Source organism: Pseudomonas sp. Pseusp15 (assembly GCF_059492165.1).
The window spans coordinates 2,611,522-2,627,653 of the sequence record NZ_CP168523.1 but is presented as its reverse complement, the minus strand read 5'-3'; the positions used below and the strand labels follow the sequence as shown (position 1 = coordinate 2,627,653).

Sequence of the window (16,132 nt, the reverse complement as noted above, 5' to 3'; positions counted from 1 at the left end):
GCCTGAGGACGAGTATCGGCGGGTTGAGAGAGTATCGCTATCCTACAGATGCACGATGGCTGCTACAGGAAGGCCTTTTGTGTGTGGCAGACAGGAGCAAACGCCTCAGCAGCCACGTACAAGCAATCATCTCCCGTTTGCTATCAGATCCAGTGTCTCGACTCGATGAACAAAGGACAGGCTGATGTTCTTCAAGAAACATAAACAGCAGCAGGCGCTCACCGAGGCCTTGCAACTGGAACGGTTTACACAAGAAAAAAACCAAATCGTGCAACGTCTGCGGGTCGCCGAGGAGCTGTCCAAGGGCCAGGCCTGCCAATTGGAGCGCAGCGAGCAGGCGCTTGAAACGCTTCGCCAACAGCTGGAACAGACCCGGCTCCGCGAGCAGGCGCTGGAGGCCGAGTTAAGCCTGCACGTGCAGTTGTCCCACCAGCACCGGCAGGAGGAGCAGATCTGGGAGCTGTTGCAGTCGACGCTGACCGAGGGTTGCTGGGACATCACCGTGGTCAACGGTGATGTGCAGGATCCAGCCAGTTGCATGCGGTTTTCCAGTCAGTTCCGCCTCCTCATGGGGTATGCCCCGCACGAGCTGCCCGACGGTTGGGATGCTCAAGTCAACATCACCCATGCTGACGATCTGCCGAAGATCATGGCGATCTTCGATCGGGAAATCCTCGCAACCCACGGCAGTGGTGAATACGTCTTTGAATACCGGATGCGCCACAAGACCCGAGGTTACATCTGGTGTCGCGAGCGTGGTCGCGCAGCCCGTGACGAGCAGGGCCGCTTGACCCGAGTGATCGGCGCGGTGCGCGACATTAGCGATGAGCGTTCAGCCGAGGCCACCCATCAACGAATGCTCGAGCAGAATCAGGCGACCTACGGCCAGATCGCGACGGTGGTGGGAGTCATTAAAGGCATCGCCGACCAGACCAACTTGCTGGCCTTGAACGCCGCCATCGAAGCGGCCAGGGCGGGGGAGGTCGGGCGCGGGTTTTCAGTGGTGGCCGATGAAGTGCGCAAACTGGCGGAAAATACCCGCCAGGCGACTCATCAGATTCAGACGATGTTGCATCAGCACAAACAGTAAACCGCGTCAGGAGCTGCGCCAGGCAGCTCCTGACATGGATTAGAAAGGCACGGCCACGGTCAGTTGGCTGTAGACATTGGTGCCGTTGCCACCAACCTGATTACCGCCGTTGCTTTCATCCTTTTCCGGCTTATACAGGCCCACCAACGGGGTGACGATCAGGTGCTCGTTCACCGCCCATTCGGCATACAGGTCCAGTTCACGACCATCGAGGTCCAGCGCATTGTTCTTGTGCAGGGTCTTGTAGTCGAAAAACAGCACGCCAACGGTCACTGGCTCCAGTGGTTTGACTTTGAGCGCCACATGCTGGATCGCGGTGTTGCTGTTGAACGGGCCCGAATAATTACCGGCCACTTCGCCCTGGAACCAGGTGCCGTAGCCACGGTTGACACCGTTGAACATCGAATCCCAATCTTTGGAATAGCGGCTGTAACGGTACGTCAGGTCCGGCGACCATGGCAGGTCGGCAAAGGTGTAGCCGGCTTCGGTGTACCAGGCTTTTTCCGGGCCGGCGTCCTTGTCCTGCCAGGCATATTCGAAGGAAAAGTGAGCGTTCTCTATTCCGGCATTGCCAGCGCCCCGCAGGCTATAGATGTTCATGCCTTCACGTTGCTTCTGGAAGTCGCTGGCATAACGATCATCGACGTCAATGCCGTGAATATACGTCAGCCCGAGGGTACCTGGCGCGGCGGTGTATTCCAGGGTGCTGGCGGCCATCTCGGTCTTGGCCTGGGCGCGGTTGTCCGACTTGATCCACATCAGGCTGCCGTGCACGCCTTCCTTGCCGCCCAGGCGCAGGACGGCCGTTTCGTCGAATGCGTGGCGCGCCGCGAGATAATAGGCACCACCTCGGTTGAACTCACCATCCGCCACACCTTTACCCAGGTTCAGGCCGTCGTCGTTGATGATGAAACCGTCACCGAGAGTAATGACCTGGCGCCCAAACGACACATCCACGCCATCCTTGCCAAGTACCGGGAACAGGTCGCCGGAACGCCAGCCGGCGAAGGCTTCATCAAACTTTGTGGTTCGTTCGGTACCGTCGGTGATGCCCGCGGCATCGCCATCGCCCCAGGTGCCGGAACTGACCAGATTGGCCGTGCCGTAGGCGCTGCCCAGGCCGCCGAGCGTTTGCTCGACACTCAAGCCATACTTGATAAATCCTTCGCGCCAGCTAGACCCGCCTGTGGTGCCGTCATAGTTCTTGCGACTGTTGAACATCCCATAGACCGCGAGGAAGTTGCCCGTGACCTTGGTGTCGTTATCGGCATACAGCTCGTACGCCTGGGCCGACGAGTCGGCGATCAAGAGCGCGATCCCCAGACCAACGGCCTTGGGCAGCGCTCGTGCTTTCAGTGTTTGCTCCATTGTTGTTTTCCCCAGCTTTTGTTGGACAGTTCGATAGGTCGAGTGCGCATTAGGGCGACTGGAGGTGGGGGAAGTCTTTCACCTGCGTGCCAGGCATTTGATCCTGTCAGCCACGCGGTGAAGCATGGCAGGGAGCAACAAGACCGGCGGCAGACATGGGCAAGACGATCTGGGTGGCAGAGGAGCACAGTCACTCTGCACACGGCGCCGTTTCGCTCAGGGACTGGCTGGGGAGGGCTTTATCGCCAGCTCCTTGAACGGCTCGTTACATCCACTATAAAAATCCGCTTTTGAGGATCTGCACTATGTCGATCAATGACAGACTCACCGAGCATTTGAACCGGGGCACGGTCGGTTTTCCCACTGCGCTCGCCAGTACCATTGGTCTGATCATGGCCAGCCCGGTGATTCTCACCGCGACCATGGGCTTTGGCATCGGCGGCAGCGCCTTCGCGGTGGCCATGCTGATTGCCGTGGTGATGATGTTGGCCCAGGCGACCACCTTCGCTGAAGCGGCATCGATCCTGCCGACTACCGGTTCGGTCTACGACTACATCAATTGCGGCATGGGCCGCTTCTTTGCTATCACTGGCACGTTGTCGGCCTACCTGATCGTGCATGTGTTCGCAGGCACTGCCGAGACCATTCTTTCCGGGGTCATGGCCCTGGTGAACTTCGAGCACCTCAATACCTTGGCAGAATCTGCCGGTGGTTCCTGGTTGCTTGGGGTTGGGTTCGTCGTGGTGTTCGGGATTCTCAATGCCTTCGGCGTCAGCGCCTTCGGCAGGGCAGAGATCATTCTGACCTTCGGCATGTGGACCACGTTGATGGTGTTTGGCGTGTTGGGGTTGATCGCGGCGCCAGCGGTGCAACTGGATGGCTGGTTCGGTGTATCCCTTGTGGGTACTGACCTGATCACCATCCTGTCGCTGGTGGGCATGGCCATGTTCATGTTCGTCGGTTGTGAGTTCGTCACCCCTCTGGCGCCGGACTTGCGCCAATCGGCCAAGGTCATGCCCAAGGCGATGATTCTGGGGTTGTTGAGCGTTGCGTCGTGCATGTTCATCTATGGCGCGGCAATGAAGCGCCAAGTGGAGAACGTGTTGCTTGATGCCGCCGGTGGCGTGCATCTGCTCGATACACCGATGGCCATTCCAAAGTTCGCCGAGCAGGTGATGGGCAATATCGGTCCGATGTGGCTGGGGATCGGCTTTCTGTTTGCCGGGGCGGCGACCATCAATACGCTGATGGCGGGTGTGCCGAGGATTCTTTACGGCATGGCAGTCGACGGCGCGTTGCCCAAGGTCTTCACCTACTTGCACCCACGCTTCAAGACGCCGCTGCTGTGCATTCTGGTGGCGATGCTGATTCCTTGCCTGCATGCGCTGTATCTGGGCGGTAACACTGACAACATCATGCATCTGGTGTTGGCCGCCGTTTGTGCCTGGAGTTTTGCCTATCTGCTGGTGACGCTGTCGGTGGTAATGCTGCGCATCCGTCGTCCCGATCTGCCACGGGCCTATCGCTCGCCCTTCTTCCCGTTGCCACAGATCCTTTCCAGCGTCGGCATCCTGCTGGGCATGTGGTTTATCACGCCGCCCGGCATGAACCCCGCGGATATCTATGTCCCGTTCGCGGTGATGCTTGGTGGCACCGCGGTGTACGCGCTGTTCTGGACGTTAGTCGTGCAGAAGGTCAATCCATTCAAGCCTGCTTCGGTGGAAGAAGTGCTGGCCAAGGAGTTCTCCAATGAACCGGGGCACCCTCACAACGGGTATATCGACCATGCTGCAAAAACTGTCTGAGCTGTTCAGCGCCAGACGCGCCCCAGCCGGTTATCGACCTGGGGTGACGCTCGAGCACCTGCGGCGCAACCTCGGTCTGGCCAGTTTCGAGCAGACAGAGCCGACAGCGGCCCGGGCTTCGCTGGACGATGGCAGCCTGCAATTGGAGATCGTCGAGCGCACCGAGTCGCAGCTGTTGATGCACCTGGTCATGACCGAGTTCGTGATCCGGGTGCCTGCCTCGACTGAGGGCGCGGTGAGCTTCGAACTGCACCATAGCGGGGCTGTTCGACGGACCGGGATCCGCTGTCGGCAGCGTGCTGGAGACGCCGCGCTATTAGCCAGGTTGCAGGCCAGGTTGCAGGAGGACAGTGCGCTGCACCAGGCCTTGATGCCGTTGGACTTCAAACGCTTGCGCATCGATCTGCAAGGGCATCAGTGGTGCGTACGGCTGGAGCATATGGGTGGCAGCGAGGTGGTCAACCGGATGCCGGCCTTTCGTCGCTACATCGCTTTGAGCCGTGATCAACGCACTTGGCTGCTTGACACGTTGACTGGATTGCAGCGCCTGTTGCGCACGTTCTGATTCGCGATTTTGGCATCATTAGTGCTACCCACTTTGGCAGACACGTACTTGTTGCGCGCATATAGATAACATGTTAACTATTGCGCAACAAAAACAAAAAGCCATTGTGGAGAGCCCCATGAGCATCCATCAGTCTGTGCAAGACGGGTTGGAAACCTGGACCCGGGATCTGCGAGCAGCCTGTGGTCATTTCGACACAGAATTGGCCTACAACCGTTCGCTGTTCATTGGTGAGGTTTCCGAGTGTTCCCGGGGCGGTCTGTCCTTGGCGAACTTGCGTACCAACGCAGGGCTTATCAAGCGCGACAAGCCCAACGCCGATCACGACAACGAACAGGATTGTTTCCTGGTCAGCCAACGCAGCGGTTACTGCCAGATCACCCAGTACGGACAGAGCATCCAGTTGGCTCCCGGGGACCTGCTGCTGATGGACTCGGCAGGCTCCATTGAAATCAGCCCATTCGGGCTGATCGAGCATGTCTCGGTCTCCTTGTCCCGCAACGAAGTGTGCAAACAGCTTGGCAGCCAGTCCCGGACGTTCGGCAAGATTTCCTCGAGCAAGGCCTGTGGGCGGATGCTGCATGTGCTGGTGGATCAGCTGTGCAAGGACGCGTGGGTGGGCGAGGGCGCAGTCGGTGAGGGTGAGGCGTTGCAATCGGCTTTTGTATCGTTGCTGGGTTCGGCATTCGATCAGGATCAGGTGTCGGGGGATGACGTTACTTCGTTACAGGGCAACAACCTGCGCAGTTATGTGCAGAAAGTCATCGACGAGTCCCTGACCCAGCCGGGCTTGAGTCCCGTCGGGCTGGCCAATCGATTGAACATTTCAGTGCGGCATTTGTATCGGTTGTTTGAAGAGCAGGACGATAGCGTCTGTCGCTACATTCAACGGGCGCGGCTCAAGCGCAGCGCCGATGACCTGACCAATCCGTTCTTGCGTAGCGAATCGATCACCTCCATCGCTTATAAGTGGGGCTTCACCGACTCGGCGCATTTCAGCCGCTCGTTCAAGAAGCAGTTCGAGTTGTCACCCAAGGATTTTCGTTCCAGTCATTTGCAACAGGCGGTGGGGGCGGCTTGACTCTCTGGATGAAAAAGGGGGCTTTTCAAAGCCCCCTTTCAGCATGAAAAAACGCTATATCAAACCTCTGGCAAGGTCGAGCCGCCATCGACCACCAGCGTCTGTCCGGTGATGTAAGTTGCCAGATCCGATGCTAGAAACAGCATGGCTCCGGCAATATCCGCCGCCTTGCCAAGCCGTCCCAGGGGCACTCGACTGGCGATATTTTCGTTCAGTTGGTCGTCCCCCAGATTGCCCATGGCTGGCGTCGCGATCATGCCCGGCTCGACGCCATTGACCCGCACGTTGTGTCCGGCCAGTTCCAGTGCCGCGTTGCGGATGAAACCGTTGACCCCGGCTTTTGATGCCGCGTAATGGCTCAGCCCCGGATAAGCCACTTTTGGGCCGGTAACTGACGAAGTGACCAGCACACAACCACCGCCCTGACGGTGAAACATCGGCAAGGCCGCCTGGGTCAGCCAGAACAATGCCGAGAGATTGACCGCCAGGGTGCGCTCGAGAATGGATGGCGTGATGTCGGCAAACGGTGTCAGCGGAAAATACCCGGCGTTGTGCACCAGAATATCGAGCCGACCCCAGCGTTGCTCCAGTGCCCGGACCATGTCGAACACTGCCGTGGCATCGGCCAGATCGACGCCCACAGCTTCGACCTGACACGTCTGCCCGGACAATTCGCTGGCCAGTGCCTGAGCCTGTGACAGTTGCAGGTCGGCGATTACCACTCGCGCACCGCGCCAGGCGAAGGCTTCGACGATCGCCCGCCCAATGCCTTGTGCTCCGCCGGTTACCAGGACGGTTTTTCCGCTGAAATCAAGATCTTTGAAAGCGCAGCCTTCAGACATGAGTTTGCTCCATGTGGGTGTAGGCCAGGGTCGGCACATCGACGATGCTCGAGCCGCCGTCGGCCACCACGGTTGCGCCCGTGATAATCGACGCCTCGCTAGAGGCCAGGAAGCGGCAAACCCTGGCAATTTCCTCGGCGCTGGCCGGTCGTCGCAACGGCACGTCGGCGCAGACCCGGTCATAGGCTTGCTGCAGCGTTTCGTCATAAAAGTCCATCAGCGGCTGCATCTCCTGATCGGCCATGGGCGTGCGCACCCAGCCGGGGCAGACGGCGTTCACTCGTACACCGCGCGGGCCGTAATCCCTGGCCAGCGAACGATTGAGGCCGAGCAGCGCATGCTTGGCGGTGGTGTAGCCGCAGACTTCGGGGCCCGCCGCCAGTGAGGCAATGGACCCGATCAGCACGATGTTGCCGGTACTCTCCAGCAGCAGAGGCAGGCAGGCCCGGGCACTGTAGAAGGCACTGTCCAGGTTGCTGCGCAACGCCGCTTCCCAGGTCTGCGGGCTGGTGTCGGTGGCGCTGCCCAGGCCAAGGCCGCCGGCACAGGCCAGCAGTACATCAAGGCGCCCGTAGCGCTGACGAATCTGCGCCACGAATCCTTCCCAGGTGTCCGGGCAGGCGGCATCGCCGACCAAAACCAGCCCGCCGGTTTCCCGGGCAATTTGCTCCAGGGGCTCGCGGCGGCGGCCGATCAACACCAGATTGGCGCCTTCGGCTGCGTACAGCCGGGCACAGGCAGCACCGATACCCGTCCCGGCACCGGTGATTGCAACGGTACGTGGCTCAGGCATTGGGATACTCCGTCCGGTTGAGAACCTGGCAGTAAGAGCTGATCGGAAAGTTTGACAGTTCATCGAAGGACGACCCGGCATAACCGAAGATCTTGCCGTCGCTGCGGTGCTGTTGCAGGTCGATCAGCACCAGGCCGAGGGTCGGGATGATCTTCTCGCGCCAGACGAACAGGTACAGCTGATCGGCGATCTTGTAGTAGTGACAACGGTCGGTGTCGCACAGGCCTTGCTCGACGCCCTTGAGGCACTGCCAGGAATAGAACTGATCGTTGAGGTAGATGTGTTCGTAGACTTCACTTGGGCTGTAGCGATACAGGTTGCGCAGGCCGCTCAGTTCGCTGGTCGGTGCGTGAGGGCATTGGCCTTCCTGCCACGGACGATCAAGGCTGCCATGCAAAAACTCGACTTCGACCGAGGTCAGGTGCTTGCCCGCCAGCGCACGGCTGTAGAGGCCTTCACAGGTTTGCTCCTGGGTCGGCATGCGGCCGATCACGGCGGTGAATGCAGCGCTAACGGTGTCGAGCACTAGGCTGATCGACCAGGCTTGACCACCTTCGTGCTTGATGAAGTCCACCAGGTACAGACCTGGACGCACTGAGGTGGCTCGATAGTTTGCAGTGCCTGTGGAGTGCCCATCGGCAGCGGTCCAGGATAGGGCTTCGGTGTCGAAACGATGTTCGATCTGCCAGCCATTGGCGAAGTTCAGCGTGAAGGCCTTGCCGTTCAGGTCGGCCAGGTTCGGCAGGATGAAGGCTTCAGGGGCGAAGCCGTCGGCCAGGGCGCCAACGGTGATCCAGTCGGATGATGTTGTCATTGCAATGCTCCAGTTGAGTGAAATAACAATCTGGAGCATGCGGTTCGCAAACAAGCTCGCCTATCAACCGGATGGTTGAGCCGGGCTAAAAAATCAGAGCTGGAGAAACAGGGTTCCGACCAGCTCGGTGCGGCTGCTGACGCCGGTCTTGCGAAACAGGTTGATCAGGTGGGTCTTGATGGTCGGCAGACCGACTTTCAGTTCCAGGGCCAGTTGCTTGTTGCTGGCGCCCTGGCGCAGTAACAACGCGATCTGCCGCTCCTTGGGCGTCAGGCCGGTCAGCGGATCTTCGCAGGGCTGTATGTTCGCGACGGCGAGTTGCAGCAGGGACTGCAAGGCATTGAGCTGGGCCAGTTGGTCGGTGGTGAAGGCGCCTTGTTCGGCGGTGCGTAACATCGAGATCGCGGCCTGAGGCTGGCCGGCGCGATGGGCGAGGATTTCCACCACATCGACAATGCCATAGCGCTGCAGAAAGTCCCGATAGCGCCGACTGTCCCGTGTCGGCTGTCGGGCCATGGCAAAACCCAGAGGCACCACGGCTCGCCCGCTGGACAGGCAATTTCGCGGTTGCAAAGGGTCGAACCGACGGTAGTTGTCCAGATAGTCGCGATGCATCTCATCGCTCATGCAATGCAGCCGGAAGTCACGGGCTTGCAGTTGCCGGTCGACACAGTAGAACGCCGCCTGACTGGCAGGTACGAGTTGAGTGAAAGCTTGCAGGCAATGGCCGGCGATTTCCTGGGTGGGGAGGGCATTCATGTTCGGTACCTCGCCAAGGGGCTACCGGCTGTTCGCCGGCAACCCGAATCGGTCAAGCGACAGCGAAGTAGTGTTTGACGAAGCTTTCGCTGACCACTTCCCACAGCACGGGAGTGCCTTTGGTCACGAACCAGCTGTCGCCGGCCTTGTAGCGAGCACTCTGGCCGGTGGATTCGTTGGTCAGGACCACTTCGCCGGTAACCACCGTAGCTTGTTCGGCGAACGGATAGACCATGCGGAACTTGCCCTGGGTGGTGCCGAAATAGGCACTGCTGACCGGGTCGGTCGGTGCGCCGAAAGTCATTTTGCCGAAGGCTTTGACTTCGCCTTCGAGGATTTCCGAGCCGAGGTCGGCAACGGAGCCCCAGGCGTCCAGTTCGGACAGCTGGATGTCTTTCTTGAGGGTGGTAAGGGTCATGGCAGTTGCTCCTGATGAGTAAAAAAACAGAAAAGGGAAGAGCGCCTTGGCAGTTACCGACGCCCGTTCCAATAACCTGACAGCTGGTGCCAGGACTTGCCGGCGGTCAGCAACAGTGGGCGAAACGCATCTTTGCCAAGGATGGTAGGGCGGTGGATCGAGCTGACCAGGTCATAGCGCGCCGAGCCTTCACTCATGCCTTCGGCCAGCACCTTGCAGATGATGTGGCTGGGGGTGACGCCGAAGCCCGAATAGCCCTGAACGAAGAAGGCGTTGCTGCGACCGGGCAGGGTGCCGATCTGCGGGAACAGATTCGGGCTGCAGGCCATCGGACCGCCCCAGGCCAGATCGATTTTCACGTCCTTGAGGTACGGGAAAATTTTCAGCATCAGGTTGCGGTTCCAGGCTTTCAGGTCCAGGGGAATGTGCTCGACCAGCGGTGTGGCCGCACCGAACAACAGACGGTTTTCGTTGGTGACGCGGTAGTAGTCGATCACCGGACGAATGTCGCTGTAGGCGCCGCGAATCGGGCTGATGCGGTTGATCAACTCGTCCGACAGTGGCTCGGTCATCATCTGGAAAGCGTAAGTGTTTATGGTCGAGCGGTGCAGCTCAGGTTCCAGCTTGTTGAGGAAACTGTCGCAGGCCCACAGAAGCTTGCTGGCCTTTACTGAACCACGGCCGGTGCGCACGGTGATGCGCTCGCCATAGCTGACTTCCAGCGCTGGACTGTTCTCGAAAATCCGCACGCCGTGCCCAACCAGTGCCTTGGCTTCACCGAGTAGCAGGTTCAACGAATGGACGTGACCGCCGCCCATGTGCAGCAATGCGCTGCTGTAGGCATCGGAGCCGATGATTTGCTTGACGTCCGAACCACCGAGAAAGCGAATCTCGTGTTTGCTGTTGATCGATTTGAAGTCTTTTTCCCAGGCGCGCAGGGTCTTTTCCTGGCGAGCGTTGAAGCCCATGTAGCCGTAGCCGTGGCAGAAGTCGGCATCGATGTTGTACTTGGCGATGCGGTCCTTGATGATGTCCGCGCCCAGGTCGCTGATCTCGAAGACCTGGCGCAGACCGTCCTCACCCACGTCCTTCTTGATCTTCTCCAGGTCGTGACCGATGCCGGCCATGATCTGCCCTCCATTGCGCCCGGTGCCACCGAAACCCAGGTAACGCGCCTCCAGTACAACGATGTTGGTGATGCCTTTTTCGGCGAGCTCAAGCGCGGTATTGATGCCGGAGAAACCACCGCCAATGACCACAACGTCGGCTTCCACATCCTGTTCCAGGGTCGGGAAGCTGAGATTGTATTTTTTGGTGGCCGTGTAATAGGTGGGCGTTTCGATATTGATCATGGCGCAGCCTGAAAAAGTGAAGAAAAACTCAACGCAGGGCCTTTGATTAGCTCTGTACCGGATGACTCCTATTAAGAGCCTTGGCTCGGTGGATGTCTTGATTCTCTATGCCGGGATTTTTGATTCAGCGCGCCAGAAGGCCTTTGCGATAAGAAGTTATGGCGCGTTCGGGAGGACAGGATGATAGAGTTTCGTTAAATTATTAACTAAATCAACCGTGATCCTGACTCCGATGCTCAAACCCCGGCAATCCCTGACCTTGACCCTGCTGCAAGCACGTGAAGCAGCCATGAGTTTTTTTCGTCCCTCGCTCAACCAGCACGGGTTGACTGAACAACAGTGGCGGGTTATCCGCATTCTCAGTCAGCACGGCGAGCTGGAAATCTACCGGCTGGCGGAACTGGCGTGCATCCTCAAACCGAGCATGACCGGTGTGCTGGTGCGCATGGAGGCGGCCGGCATGGTCCATCGGCGCAAGGCCGAGCAGGACCAGCGACGGGTGCTGGTGACCCTGGCCGAAAAGGGCGAGGCGTGCTTTGAGTCCATGAGCCAGTGCATGGAAGAGAACTACCAACGGTTGCAGGCACAGTTGGGAGAGGAGAAGTTGCAGACGTTGCTTGGGTTGCTCGATGAATTGAAGACCATCAAGCGTTGAAAGCCTGAACCTGCAGGAGCCGGGCTTGTTCGCAAAGCAGATGCCGCGGTGTATCCAGCCCACTGCGCTATCGTTCATCGCGGGCAAGCCAGGCTCCCACAAGGTCCGCGCAGGACCTTGCTCCTTGCAGCTCCCCAAATCGGAGGTCAGCCGGACTATTTGATACTCAGGCACATGTACTTCTGCTCGATGTAATCATCGATCCCATACTTGGAACCTTCGCGGCCCAACCCTGACTGCTTTATCCCGCCGAACGGCGCCACTTCGGTGGAGATCAGTCCTTCGTTGACTCCGACCATGCCGTACTCCAGCGCCTCGCTGACGCGCCAGGCCCGGCCCAGGTCGCGGGTGTAGACATAGGACGCCAAACCGAACTCGGTATCGTTCGCCATGGCGACGGCCTCGGCTTCGGTGTCGAAACGGAACAGCGGTGCCAGCGGGCCGAAGGTCTCATCCCGGGCCACCAGCATGGCCGGGGTGACGTCGCCGAGCACCGTGGGTTCGAAGAAGTTGCCGCCCAGTGCGTGGGGTTTGCCGCCGGCCAGCAGCCTCGCGCCCTGGGCGAGTGCGTCGTTGATGTGTTCCTCGACCTTGGCCACCGCCTTGGCGTTGATCAACGGCCCTTGTTGCGCGCCTTCGGTCTCGGCCCGGGCGACCTTCAGGGCGTCGACTGCCAGCACCAGGCGGCGGGCGAACTCGTCATAGACACTGTTTTGTACCAGCAAGCGGTTGGTACAGACACAGGTCTGGCCGCTGTTGCGGAATTTCGAGCCGATCGCACCTTCCACGGCGGCATCCAGGTCGGCGTCTTCGAAGACGATAAAGGGCGCGTTACCGCCCAGTTCCAGGCTGACTTTCTTGATGGTTTGCGCACACTGGGCCATCAGCAATTTGCCGATGCCGGTGGAGCCGGTGAACGAGAGTTTTTGCACTGCCGGGTTACCCGTCAGCTCCGCACCGATTTCTCGAGAGCGGGTGCCGGTGACGACGTTCAGCACGCCCGCCGGAATGCCGGCGCGTTCGCCGAGTTCAGCCAGGGCCAAAGCCGACAATGGGGTTTCTGAAGCCGGTTTAAGCACCACGGTGCAACCGGCGGCCAGCGCTGGACCAACCTTGCGGGTGATCATTGCATTGGGAAAATTCCACGGTGTGATGGCCGCCACCACCCCGATGGCTTGCTTGATCACCACCAGCCGCCGACCTTGCTTGTCATGAGGAATCACATCGCCGTAGACCCGCTTGGCCTCTTCGGCGAACCACTCGATAAAGCTCGCGCCATAGGCAACTTCGCCACGACTCTCGGCCAGCGGTTTGCCTTGTTCCCAACTGAGCAGGCGAGCCAAATCTTCCTGATGGGCCATGATCAGCTCGAACCATGTGCGCAATACCTTGCTGCGATCCTTGGCGGTTTTGCCGCGCCAGGCGGGCAGGGCAGCCTGGGCCGCGGCGATGGCGCGGGCGGTTTCGGCTTGGCCGAGGGAGCTGATTTGGGCGATGACTTCGCCATCCGCCGGGTTGGTCACCGCGAAGCGTGAACCGTCATCGGCGTCGACCCATTGGCCATTGATGTAAGCCTGCTCGCGCAGCAGTTTCAAATCGTTAAGTTTCATCGGGCTTCTCGAAAAATCAGTACACGCCGCCGGAGCTGGTGGGCACCGGAGCATCTTTGAATTTGCCGGCGAGGGTTTGCAGGCCACGCATCAGCACGGTGGTGTCGACACCCACGGCAACGAATGCCGCGCCCAACTCGATATAGCGCCGGGCGAGTGTCTCGTCGGCGCTGAGAATGCCTGCGGCCTTGCCGGCCTTCTGAATCCGCACGATGGCGTCCTCGATGGCCGCCTGCACCTCGGGATGCCCCGGATTGCCGCGATGGCCCATGGACGCGCTCAAATCCGCCGGGCCGATAAACACCCCGTCCACGCCCTCGACCGCCGCAATGGCATCCAGGTTGACCAGGCCTTCGCGGTTCTCGATCTGTACCAGCAGGCACATTTGTTCATCCGCTTTGTCGAGGTAACCGGGAATGCTGTTCCAGCGTGACGCACGGGCCAGCGCACTGCCGACACCGCGTATGCCCTGGGGCGGATAGTGAATCGCACGCACCAGTTCCCGTGCCTGTTCGGCACTTTCAACCATCGGCACCAGCAGGGTCTGGGCGCCGATATCCAACACCTGCTTGATCAGCGCGATATCGCCGATCACCGGGCGTATCACCGGATGACTGGGGTAGGGCGCCACTGCCTGAAGCTGGCCGAGCAACCCGCGAAGATCATTGGGTGCATGTTCGCCGTCGATCAGCAGCCAATCGAAACCGGCATTGGCTGCCAGCTCGGCACAGTAGGCGTCGGCCAGACCGAGCCAGAGGCCTATCTGAGCTTCGCCGCTTTTGAGGCGTTGTTTGAAACGGTTGATGGGCATGTCCATGGAACAGTCCTCCAGGGATCAAACAAAGCGGCAGGAGATGGAACCCAGCATGTCGTAATCGACATGGAAGGTATCACCGGGGTTGGCCGCCACCGGGCGGGTGAAGGAGCCGCCGAGAATGATTTGGCCCGCTTCCAGGGTGACGTCGTAGGCGGCCAGTTTGTTCGCCAGCCAGGCCACGCCTTTGGCCGGATGATTGAGCACGGCGGCCGACACCCCGGACTCCTCGATCACGCCGTTGCGGTAGAGCACCGCAGGCACCTTGCGCAGGTCGATCTCGGTCGGCCGCACGGCACGACCGCCCATGACCACGCCAGCGTTGGCGGCGTTGTCGGAAATGGTGTCGAACACCTTGCGTGTCGCCTTGGTCTGCGGGTCGATTTGCTGAATTCGCGCATCGATGATTTCCAGCGCCGGGATCACCCATTCAGTGGCGTCGAGCACGTCGAAGATCGTGCAGTTCGGACCTTTGAGCGGCTTGCCAAGGATGAACGCCAGCTCCACTTCCACCCGCGGCACGATGAAGCGCTCGAACGGAATGTCCGTGCCCTCGTCGAAGAACATGTCATCGAGCAAGGCACCAAAGTCCGGCTCGGTGATGTTCGAGGACACTTGCATGGCCCGCGAGGTCAGACCGATCTTGTGCCCGACCAGTTTGCGCCCGTCCTTGATTTTCTGGGCGACCCAGGCGCGCTGGATGGCATACGCGTCTTCGATGGTGATAGCCGGGTGATCGAGGGAAAATTGCCGGACCTGCTCCCTGGAGCGTTCAGCCCGATCCAGTTGTGCGGCGGCGTGAAGGATTTGCTGTTGATCGAGCATGACGAAGATCTCTTATTGTGGATTGACGATGGCCGCATTGGTGCGCAGCACCAGGAAGCCGCCGAGAGCGATTAACAGCGCCAGGACATACAGGGCCAGGCTGGCGCTCTGAGTGGTGTCGCGCATCCAGCCGATCAGGTAAGGCGCGAGGAACGAGGCGATGCTGCCGAACGAGCTGATCAGGGCAATGCCGGCGGCTTGTGTGCAGTTGGAGAGAAAGGCCGGAGGCAGTTGCCAGAACATCGGCAACGCGGCGCTGGCACCCATGCCAGCGACGGTCAAGCCGCCCATCACCAACAGCGGGTTGCCCGGCGCCAGGCCCGCCACTGCGATACCGGCGGCGGCCATCAGTAGCGGCACACACAGGTGCCAGCGGCGTTCGCGGTTACGGTCCGACGAGCGTCCGCAGCCGATCATGAAGAAACACCCGGCCAGATAGGGCACTGCACTGAGCAGGCCTACCTTGCCGTCGCTGCCAATTCCCGCGCCGTGGATCAGTGTTGGCATCCAGAAGGCCAGGGTGTTGACCGCCAGCATCACCGCAAAATAGATCGCCACCAGCAGCCAGACCTGTGGGTCGCGCACAATCCCACCGAAGGAGGTGATGGATTTACGCTGTTCTTCGCTGCTCAGTTGCGCGCGCAGTTGCTGTTTCTGCGCCGGGTTCAGCCACTTCACGACTTCGAAGTTATCCGGCAAACACTTGAGCACCACCAGGCCCAGCAAGACCACCGGCGCCCCTTCGATCAGGAACATCCACTGCCAGCCGCGCAGTCCACCGAAGTCATGGAGGTTTTCCAGAATCGCCCCGGACAGCGGTCCGCCGATGACTCCGGCCATCGGCACGGCAATGGCAAACAGCGCGGTGACTTGAGCCCGGCGCCGGGCCGGGTACCAGCGATTGAGGAACACCAGGATCCCGGGAAAGAAGCCGGCTTCGGCTACGCCCAGCAGAAAGCGCAGGACATAGAAACCGCTGGAGCTTTCGACCCACAACATGCTGGCAGAAAGTACGCCCCAGACCACCATCAGGCTGGCGATCCAACGCCGTGGTCCGACCCGGTCAAGGGCCATGTTGCTCGGTACCCCGAACAGCGCGTAGGCAATGAAGAACAGTCCGGCTCCGAAGCCGTAGACGGTGTCGCTGAAGTGCAGGTCGGTACTCATCTGCATCTTGGCGAAGCCGATGTTGATCCGGTCCAGATGGGCGAACAGGTAACAGATCAACAGCAATGGCATCAGGCGCCAGGTAACGGTGCTGTGGGTTCGATCGTGCTCGGCAAGGGTGATGCTGTCAGCGGTATTGGCTGTGCTCATGATGTTGTACTTTTTGTTTGAGTG

General features: G+C 59.9%; 16 protein-coding genes. 5 read left to right on the top strand and 11 right to left on the bottom strand.

The window, feature by feature from the left end; all coding sequences use genetic code 11:
- The first annotated feature begins 184 nt into the window (after positions 1–184).
- Positions 185–1,090, top strand: a complete 906-nt coding sequence (locus ACEN8R_RS11675) for a methyl-accepting chemotaxis protein (protein WP_018927904.1) — start codon at positions 185–187, stop codon at positions 1,088–1,090.
- 39 nt (positions 1,091–1,129) lie between these two features.
- On the opposite strand, the gene ACEN8R_RS11670 is transcribed toward ACEN8R_RS11675, so the two are convergent.
- Complete coding sequence (locus tag ACEN8R_RS11670; RefSeq protein WP_018927905.1) at positions 1,130–2,458, bottom strand: alginate export family protein; 1,329 nt, start codon at positions 2,456–2,458, stop codon at positions 1,130–1,132.
- 305 nt (positions 2,459–2,763) lie between these two features.
- On the opposite strand from ACEN8R_RS11670, the gene ACEN8R_RS11665 reads away from it, so the two are divergent.
- From ACEN8R_RS11665 to feaR, 3 genes are all read left to right on the top strand, one after another.
- Positions 2,764–4,263 (top strand): APC family permease, encoded by a 1,500-nt coding sequence (locus tag ACEN8R_RS11665; RefSeq protein WP_018927906.1) that lies wholly within the window; start codon positions 2,764–2,766, stop codon positions 4,261–4,263.
- Positions 4,244–4,828 carry a DUF3156 family protein gene (locus ACEN8R_RS11660; RefSeq protein WP_018927907.1) on the top strand — a complete coding sequence of 195 codons (585 nt, stop codon included), beginning with the start codon at positions 4,244–4,246 and terminating at the stop codon, positions 4,826–4,828. The genes ACEN8R_RS11665 and ACEN8R_RS11660 overlap by 20 nt, the downstream gene beginning before the upstream one ends.
- Positions 4,829–4,946: 118 nt before the next feature.
- The gene (gene feaR / locus ACEN8R_RS11655) at positions 4,947–5,909 is read left to right on the top strand and encodes a transcriptional regulator FeaR (protein ID WP_018927908.1); all 963 of its coding nucleotides are present in this window, start codon (positions 4,947–4,949) and stop codon (positions 5,907–5,909) included.
- Positions 5,910–5,968: 59 nt separating this feature from the next.
- Here feaR and ACEN8R_RS11650 read toward each other — a convergent pair whose 3' ends face one another.
- The 6 genes from ACEN8R_RS11650 to ACEN8R_RS11625 all read right to left on the bottom strand — a co-directional run bounded on the left by ACEN8R_RS11650 (position 5,969) and on the right by ACEN8R_RS11625 (position 10,887).
- Positions 5,969–6,751: an SDR family oxidoreductase gene (locus ACEN8R_RS11650; RefSeq protein ID WP_018927909.1), complete on the bottom strand. Its 783-nt coding sequence runs from the start codon at positions 6,749–6,751 to the stop codon at positions 5,969–5,971.
- Complete coding sequence (locus tag ACEN8R_RS11645; RefSeq protein WP_018927910.1) at positions 6,744–7,544, bottom strand: SDR family NAD(P)-dependent oxidoreductase; 801 nt, start codon at positions 7,542–7,544, stop codon at positions 6,744–6,746. The genes ACEN8R_RS11650 and ACEN8R_RS11645 overlap by 8 nt, the downstream gene beginning before the upstream one ends.
- Entirely contained in the window at positions 7,537–8,358 is an 822-nt protein-coding gene (locus ACEN8R_RS11640; protein ID WP_018927911.1) for a molybdenum cofactor biosynthesis F family protein, read from the bottom strand. The genes ACEN8R_RS11645 and ACEN8R_RS11640 overlap by 8 nt, the downstream gene beginning before the upstream one ends.
- A 93-nt stretch (positions 8,359–8,451) precedes the next feature.
- Positions 8,452–9,117, bottom strand: coding sequence for a helix-turn-helix transcriptional regulator (locus ACEN8R_RS11635; protein ID WP_018927912.1), 666 nt, complete (start codon positions 9,115–9,117; stop codon positions 8,452–8,454).
- Between the two features lie 52 nt (positions 9,118–9,169).
- Positions 9,170–9,535: a cupin domain-containing protein gene (locus tag ACEN8R_RS11630; protein ID WP_018927913.1), complete on the bottom strand. Its 366-nt coding sequence runs from the start codon at positions 9,533–9,535 to the stop codon at positions 9,170–9,172.
- A gap of 53 nt (positions 9,536–9,588) precedes the next feature.
- A complete protein-coding gene (locus ACEN8R_RS11625) occupies positions 9,589–10,887 on the bottom strand; it encodes an NAD(P)/FAD-dependent oxidoreductase (RefSeq protein ID WP_018927914.1) in 1,299 nt (432 codons plus the stop codon).
- Positions 10,888–11,119: 232 nt separating this feature from the next.
- Between ACEN8R_RS11625 and hpaR the strand changes: the two genes are divergently transcribed.
- Positions 11,120–11,542 carry a homoprotocatechuate degradation operon regulator HpaR gene (gene hpaR / locus ACEN8R_RS11620; protein WP_026286557.1) on the top strand — a complete coding sequence of 141 codons (423 nt, stop codon included), beginning with the start codon at positions 11,120–11,122 and terminating at the stop codon, positions 11,540–11,542.
- A gap of 155 nt (positions 11,543–11,697) precedes the next feature.
- Here the strand turns inward: hpaR and ACEN8R_RS11615 are convergent, their stop codons facing one another.
- From ACEN8R_RS11615 to ACEN8R_RS11600, 4 genes are read right to left on the bottom strand one after another with little or no spacing between them, the layout of a single operon-like run.
- Positions 11,698–13,152: an NAD-dependent succinate-semialdehyde dehydrogenase gene (locus ACEN8R_RS11615; protein WP_018927916.1), complete on the bottom strand. Its 1,455-nt coding sequence runs from the start codon at positions 13,150–13,152 to the stop codon at positions 11,698–11,700.
- A gap of 16 nt (positions 13,153–13,168) precedes the next feature.
- On the bottom strand, positions 13,169–13,969 hold the full coding sequence (hpaI, locus tag ACEN8R_RS11610; RefSeq protein ID WP_018927917.1) for a 4-hydroxy-2-oxoheptanedioate aldolase: 801 nt from the start codon (positions 13,967–13,969) through the stop codon (positions 13,169–13,171).
- An 18-nt stretch (positions 13,970–13,987) separates the two neighbouring features.
- Positions 13,988–14,791: a 2-oxo-hept-4-ene-1,7-dioate hydratase gene (gene hpaH, locus ACEN8R_RS11605; RefSeq protein ID WP_018927918.1), complete on the bottom strand. Its 804-nt coding sequence runs from the start codon at positions 14,789–14,791 to the stop codon at positions 13,988–13,990.
- A 12-nt stretch (positions 14,792–14,803) separates the two neighbouring features.
- Positions 14,804–16,108 (bottom strand): MFS transporter, encoded by a 1,305-nt coding sequence (locus ACEN8R_RS11600; protein ID WP_018927919.1) that lies wholly within the window; start codon positions 16,106–16,108, stop codon positions 14,804–14,806.
- Positions 16,109–16,132 lie beyond the last annotated feature (24 nt).